Source organism: Bacillus vallismortis (assembly GCF_040784915.1).
GTDB classification, from domain to species: domain Bacteria; phylum Bacillota; class Bacilli; order Bacillales; family Bacillaceae; genus Bacillus; species Bacillus subtilis_G.
In genome coordinates this window covers 884,432-892,392 of sequence record NZ_CP160797.1, presented here as the reverse complement: position 1 = coordinate 892,392, position 7,961 = coordinate 884,432, and the positions used below count along the sequence as shown (strand labels likewise).

At 34.3% G+C, this 7,961-nt stretch carries 1 protein-coding gene; it reads right to left on the bottom strand.

The genetic code is table 11. The annotated features are described in order from the left end of the window. Positions 1-39 precede the first annotated feature (39 nt). Positions 40-7,890 (bottom strand): amino acid adenylation domain-containing protein, encoded by a 7,851-nt coding sequence (locus ABZM97_RS04420; RefSeq protein WP_367387266.1) that lies wholly within the window; start codon positions 7,888-7,890, stop codon positions 40-42. Positions 7,891-7,961 lie beyond the last annotated feature (71 nt).

Below are 7,961 nucleotides of genomic sequence, written 5' to 3'. Positions count from 1 at the left end.
CGAAGAATATCCGAAGAAAAACTCAGAATAATCTTTTTACTAGCTGTCTGCATGTTCATATTCATTTAAAAGTTCTTCAAGATCATCTAATGACAAATCAGAGCCGTAATCAGAAGATGTTTTTTCACTATCAGATTTATTGGCACAGTGATCGATAATCATTTCCAAATGTTTTTTATACGTCTTATTAAAGTTCGCTATTGCGGACTCTGAATATTCTTTATAGTTGAATGAAGTGCTGATGAATAATTTTCCTTTTGCCACGATAGAATCCATTTCGATAGATGCATCTCGGGCACTGCTTTCGCCTATATTGACACCGGTTGGTAACCATGATGAGGAAAATTCATGATTTGCAATATCTGCATCAATTTCGCCTAAGAAGTTAAATAATATAGGAGGAGCCTCGTCTTCTAAAAGAATGTTTGATTTCGCTAAATATTTTAGTATGCCGTATCCTATCCCGTTATTAGGGACTTTCCTTAATGTTTCTTTTACTATTTTTATGCTTTTGGATATTTCTATTTCTTCATTTAAATCCAGATATACAGGATACAATGACGTAAACCAACCTATTGTCCTGCTTAAATCTATATTTTCAAAGATCTCCTCCCTTCCATGTCCTTCCATCAGAACCTTTAACTTGTTTTCACCTGTTAACTCCCTTACTGTTGCCAATAAAGCAGTCAGGAGCAAATCGTTTATTTGCGTATTGTAGGCTTTGTTGGTTTCACCTAATAATTTAGCCGTGAATTCTTCGTTTAAAGAGATTCTAAATGTTTTATTGTTTTCATAATCATATGAATTTTCATCTTGTGCTTTGGGCAAGAAGTATGTTTTTTCTTTTGATATTGCTTCCCAGTATTCCACTTCTTTCTTAAGCAGCTTGCTGTCCGCATACTCTGTTAGTTTTTTTGAAAATTCCATGTAAGAACTAGTTTTATAACCCAAGTCAATCTTTTCTCCATTTAGAGCCTGCTTGTATGCTGTTTGCAAATCTTCGAAAAGAATTCTCCAGGAAACTCCATCGATAATTAGGTGATGAACAACAATCAGCAGATGGTCGCCTTCTTGTGTTTTGAATATGCAAAGCTTCATTAGTTTTCCATTTGATATCGAAATCTCTTTCTGCAAATTGGTAGCTATATGCTGGACAAAGGCATTAGGGTCTCTTTCGTTGGAGATATCACAAACATTCAAATCAAAGGCTTTTTCACTTAATCCTCGATTAAATTGGACAAAGGCTCCGTTTTCTTCTTTAAAGACGATTCTCAAAGCATCATGATGTTCAGTAATTTTTGAAAAAACTGCTTCTGTAAGACCTTCATTAAATCCATCTTTTCTAAAAAGCATGAACGCTTGATTATAATGATTAAATTCGGTGCTGTTTATGTCAAAATGCCTTTTTTGGATAGGAGTTAATGGCAAGCTGCCCTGAATGATTTCATTTTCATTATTAGGTTTTCTATCAAATAGGATATACTTGCTAAGATTTTTTATTTTAGGATTAGCAAACAAGTCCCTAATTTTAAGTTTTAATCCTTTCTTTGATAGTTTTGAAACGATCTGCAATGCTTTAATTGAATCGCCACCGATTTCAAAAAAGCTTTTGTTGATTCCAATTCCGCTTATACCCAAGACATCTTCCCAAATAGTGATTAATTCCTCTTCTATTTGGTTTCTGGGAGATTCATAATCTTCTGAACTGTAATGATAATCAGATCCAGCTAAAGGCAATGCTTTTCTGTCGATTTTTCCATTCGGGGTTAAAGGAAAGGCATCTAATTGAATAAAATAAGCTGGAATCATAAAATCGGGTATATGCATAGATAGATAGTTTCTTAATTGGCTTGCAGTTACATTTACTTCAGCAGTGAAATATGCACATAAATACGGGTTATCACTCTCATTATTTCGGGCAATTACTAATGCTTGATTTACATTCACGTACCGCAGCAAACAGGATTCTATTTCACCCGTTTCAATTCTATAACCTCTAATTTTCACTTGATCATCTGCACGCCCAAGAAATTCTAAGTTTCCGTCCGGATGCCACCTGGCCATATCCCCAGTTCTATACATTTTTTGTCCAGATTCAAAGCAATCGTCTAAAAATCTCTCACTTGTAATAGAAGGCTTGTTAAGATACCCTCTTGCAACACCTTTTCCTCCTATATACAACTCTCCATATACTCCTAATGGCTGAGGTGTTAATGAAGAATTTAATACATAGAACTTTGTATTATTAAGCGGCTTTCCTATTGGCGTATTGATCAACTGGGGAAGATGGCCATAGGTTTCTTCATAATAGCTTGAATCTACAGCTGCCTCCGTTACCCCATAGCTATTTATAATTCTCATGTTGTCCCCAAATAATTCAAGCAATTTTTTATACTCACTTAAAGGACAGCTGTCAGATCCTAGAATCAACAATTTTAAACTGTTTATGTTAAGTTTTTTGTCATAAATATAGTTCATCAACGGAATGATAAGGCCAGGCGTTGACTCGAAAATATTAATACTATGTTTTTCTATTTCTGCATGTAATAATTCCATGTCTAATTTAGTATGATTTGACACAATATACATTGTGCCCCCATTCAATAAGCTCCTGCATAAATCCCCCGTAAATACATCAAAGGACATACTCGCCAACTGAAGGAGCCTCACTTTAAATGCGGACAATCCATAGTGCTCTCTCCAAGCGTAATGGGCATTAATTATATTTTTATGCTCTACCATAACGCCTTTAGGAGTACCAGTTGTGCCAGATGTATAAATAACATAGGCTAAATCAGACGTTGAATTGATGGCATTAAGATTACTTCCGTCTTCATGATACATTGTTAAATCATCAATATTTATTGCTTCCTGATGGAAATTCATTCTTTTCATGTAATGACCTTGTGTAAGAATGATATCTGCTAAACTATCATTTAACATAAAGTTTATTCTCTCTTGTGGATAATCAGGATCGATTGGCAGGTATGCTCCCCCAGCCTTTAAAATCGCTAGTATTCCTGCAGCCATATCTACAGATCTGTCGACCATTATTCCCACTATACTGCCTCTTGTTATTCCTTTATCCCTCATAGTTCTAGCTAGTCTATTTGCTTTTTCGTTTAATTCTTTGTAGCTTAGTTCTCTGTCACCAAAGACCACAGCTGTTGCGGCAGGGTTCTTTTCTACCTCATTTTCAAACAAAGCATGAATCGTGGAGACAGGAAACGGCGTCTCTGTATCATTAAACTCATATAATAGTGTTTTTCTTTCTTCATCTGAAAGAATATTAAGTTCACATAATTTTTGATATGGATTATTGACAATTTCTCGCAATAAGTTATTCATATGGCTCGAAAATCGTTTAATAGTACTTTCCTTAAATAATTCTGTACAGTACTCAAGGTCGAATTTTATATGATCAGAAAAATCGATGGCTGAGAGACTTAAATCAAACTTTGCTATATCAAAGTCAATGTTAATAGGTTCAAATGTTAATTCATTTACACCAAAGCTGGTTTCTGTTGGACTATGAAAAGAAAACATCGTATCAAACAATGCATTTCGGCTTATGTCTCTTTGTAAATTTAATTTTTCAACAAGCTCATCGAATTGATAATCTTGATTGTCATAAGCATTTAATGTATTTTCTTTAATTTCTTTTAAATAGTCGGCAAACCTGATTTCTTGTTTAGGATAATTCCTCATGGCGAGAGTATTGACGAACATCCCTATAATATTTTTTAAATCTTCATGATGTCTCCCTTCTATAGGAGAACCTACAATAATATCCTCTTGACCTGTATATTTTGATAGAAGTGTAGTATAAGCTCCCAGCAAGAGCATATACATAGTGACTCCTTTTTCTCTAGCTAAAATTCTCAGTTTTTGTGTTAATTCAGGCTCCAATGCAAAACCATATCTATGACCCTCGTTGCTTTGGATTTGCGGCCGAGGATAATCAGTAGGCATATTAAGGACTGGGATTTCATCTCTAAAAACATTTAACCAGTATTCTTCCTGTTTTTTTATGCTGTTATTGATGTATAATCCCTTTTGCCATTCTGAATAATCTTTATACTGTATTTTCAAAGGAGGCAAAGGTTTCCCATTGTAAATATCCGCTAATTCTTTCATTAAAATATCAAGTGAGATACCATCTGAAATAATATGATGTATATCAAACAGCATTATATGTTCTTCATGGTTAATGTTTATCATCTCAACTCTTAAAAGCGGGGCCTCTTCTAAATTAAACGGCTTAATAAACCTTGGCATTTTGTTTGTCAAATTGAAATTATCCGAATATTTAACACCAATCTTGAATTCTGCATCTTTAAAAACCTTTTGTACAGGTTCCCCGTTTTGTATGACAAAGGCTGTCCTCAATCCTTCATGCCTGTTAATCAATTTTCTAAAGGCATTCTCAAAGGCGTTTAGATTAAGCGGGCCGCTTATTTTTAAGACAAACGGAAGATTATATGTAATGCTTCTTCTTCCTTCTATTTCATTAAGAATGTAAAGTCTTTTTTGAGCTGAAGACAGAGAATAATAATCCTTTTCTTCAGTTTGCTTTATAGTGGAATAAATGCTTGTCTCTTGTCCATTTATCCATTCACTGAGCCCTTTTATTGTAGGTGAAGTGAAAATTTGCTTTAAGGGAATTTCTACTTCCAGTGTTTTAAATATTTTAGAGGCTAAAGAGAAAGCCCTTAGCGAATCTCCGCCTGCATCGAAGAAATTATGATTCACACCAATTTTTTCAACACCCAAAATCTCCTTCCAAATGGATGTGAGTTTTTTTTCTATATCATTTTGAGGTCCTTCGTATGTTTCTTCGATGATTTTAGTCAAATCTGGTTCTGGTAACGCTTTAAGATCAATTTTCCCATTTATTGTGAGAGGCATTTTTTTCACCTGCATAAAATAAAAGGGAACCATATATTCAGGAAGTTCTTTTAAAAGAGCTTCTCTGAGCTTAAATTTATCAATATTGTCATAATGCTCAATTACCGTTAAGTATGCACATAGATATTTATTATTTTGGTTGCCTTCTTTTACTGCCACTTTTGCTTCTTTAATATTTGTATGTTGCAACAAGTGGTATTCTATTTCATCAAGTTCGATTCTGAATCCGCGTATCTTAACTTGATTGTCTATTCTCCCCAGAAACTCAATATTTCCATCAGGCAGCCACCTAGCCATATCTCCAGTACGATACAATTTTTCTTCTGGATTCCATCTATTTATTACAAATTTATTTTCTGTCAGCTCAATATTATTTTGATATCCTCTGGCTAATCCCTTACCACCAATATATAGTTCCCCAGCTACTCCTATGGGAAGCAATTGAGAATGTTCATCTAAAATATAGACTTTATAATTACTGATTGGCTTGCCAATGGGTATACTTGTTTTTAGCCAATCCTTCGGGCTCACCTTATAATATGTAGCGCAAACAGTTGCTTCAGTAGGACCGTATGAATTGTATACGTTCGCCGTCTTAATCATATTTTTTATATATTCATACTTTAGAACATCACCGCCACTAATAAACTTCATGTTGTTATTCAAAATTAAATGTTGACTCTTATCAATTTCGTTTAATAATAATGGTGAGCAGCTGACTAATGTGATTTTGTGTAAATGAATTAAGTTTACCAGCTTATCAATATTCATCTCTTTAAGGCTTCTGCTTATGACAAGCTTCCCTGAGTTTAGAAGGATTGGGAATATTTCTTCTGTGAACGCATCAAATGAAAATGAAGATACTTGCAGGATTGAATCGTTCTCATTTAAAGGTATTACTTCTGAAAAAGCATGAATATAATTCATAACATTTTGATGAGTGGTCATAACCCCTTTAGGTTTCCCTGTCGAACCTGATGTGTAAATTATGTAGGCTAAGTCAGAGGGTTCATTGATGTGATGCAGGTTTTCCTTACTTTGAAGACCGATGTTTTTTTCTCCAAACGAAACAAATTCTGCTGTGGTTGTCGATTCAAATTTATTTTTAAGATGTTCCTGACATACAATTATGTTTACACTGCTATCCTGAAGGATGTGTTGGATTCTTTCTGCGGGATATTCCGGATCTATCGGTAAATAGGCTCCTCCAGCTTTTAAAACAGCTAATAATCCGACTATCATGTCTGCAGATTTTTCAGCAATAACCCCTGTGATTACATCTCTTTTTACTCCTTTTGACCTGAGTATTCTTGCCAGTTGGTTCGCTTTTTCGTTCAATTCTCTGTAGGTAATATACTTTTCTTCAAATACTAGCGCTGTGTGATTCGGTGCTTTTTCCACTTGCTTTTCAAAACATCTGGTTATATTCAGAGTTTTCGTTAATTCAGATTTGGTATCATTGAACTTATGTAACAAAACATGTCTTTCTGTTTCTGAGAGAATATTGATTTCATTTAGTTTTTGTGTTGGATCATCAACAAGTGAAACCAGCAAGTTAACAAAGTGTTTTGATAGTCTTACAATGGATTCTCTTTTAAATAATTTGGTGCAGTATTGTAAATCAAAAGATAAACGATCTGGATACTCTATGGCTGTAAGGCTTAAATCAAATTTAGCTATATTTAATTTAATATCATATACTTCTGGTGAGATTCCATCGATATGAAATGAGACATCACCTGCAGTTTGGATATCAAACATAGTATCGAATAGGGGATTTCTGCTTTTATCATTAGCAATTCCTAACTTTTCTACTAAAGAATCAAATTGATAATCCTGATTGTCATATGCATTTAATGTGTTCACTTTTACTTCTTTCAAATAATCAATAAATTTGATATCAGCTCTAGGATTATTTCGCATCGCCAAAGTATTGATGAACATGCCGATGATACTTCTAAACTCTGGACGAGACCTGCCCGAAACCGGAGTTCCGATTATTATATCTTCTTGCCCTGAATATTTTGAAAGCAGAATTGTATATGCAGCTAACAGAAGCATATACAGTGTTACGCCATTTTCTCTGGCAAGAGCTTTAAGTTGATACATTAGATTAGCGTCTATCTCAAAACCTAAACTATCTCCCTCATTGCTTTGAAGCTGAGGCCTTTTATAATCTGTCGGTATATTAAGAACAGGGATCTCGTCTTTGAATACGTTAAGCCAGTACTCCTCTTGTTTTTGTATACTCTTTCCTTCATACAGCGTTCTTTGCCATTCAGAGTAATCCTTATATTGTATATTTAATGGACTTAACTCAATTCCGTTGTAAATATCGCACAGCTCTTTCATCATAATGACCATTGACAGGCCATCAGAAATAATATGATGCATATCAAGCATCAAGATATGCTCTCCATCTTTTATTTTTAATAATTCTGCTCTTAGCAGCGGAGCCTTCTCTAAGTGAAATGGCCTTATAAAGGCCTTGATTCTCTCTGGGACATTTGCTTCTGCTATATCTTCTTGCTCTATTTTAAAACCCACTTCTTGTTCCAATTTTTGTACAGGCTCACCATCGATATTAACAAATGATGTTCTCAAGCTGTCATGTCTATTAATTAGTGTTTTAAACGCATCCTCAAGGATGTTCAATCTGATATCGCCCTTCAATTTCATCACCAAAGGTATGTTGTATGTAGTTCCCTCGGTTTCTAGTTGGTGTAAAATCATCATTCTCTTCTGTGACAGTGATAGAGGATAACATCCATTTTTAGTTGATACAACTTTTGTGATTTCATCTTTTCTTTTCATATCTTGGGCTTCTAATACAGCAATTATTTGTTGTTTATGCATTTTTATTCTTTGTTTGATTTCATTGGTTACTAACTCTCTGGGACCGATAATCTTTATTTTCCCTTTGTTATGGTATAGGGAAATATTTAATTGTTTAAGCTCATCTACAAAGCGATTAATGTCCATGTTGATAATCAACCCTTTCACTTTACAATACCTGAATAAATCTTAGTGAAGTGATTTCACAGATCCCTTAC

What these genes read in the sequence shown, in the direction of transcription:
- ABZM97_RS04420 (WP_367387266.1), bottom strand. Translation starts at nt 7,890, where the DNA reads ATGGACATTAATCGCTTTGTAGATGAGCTTAAACAATTAAATATTTCC.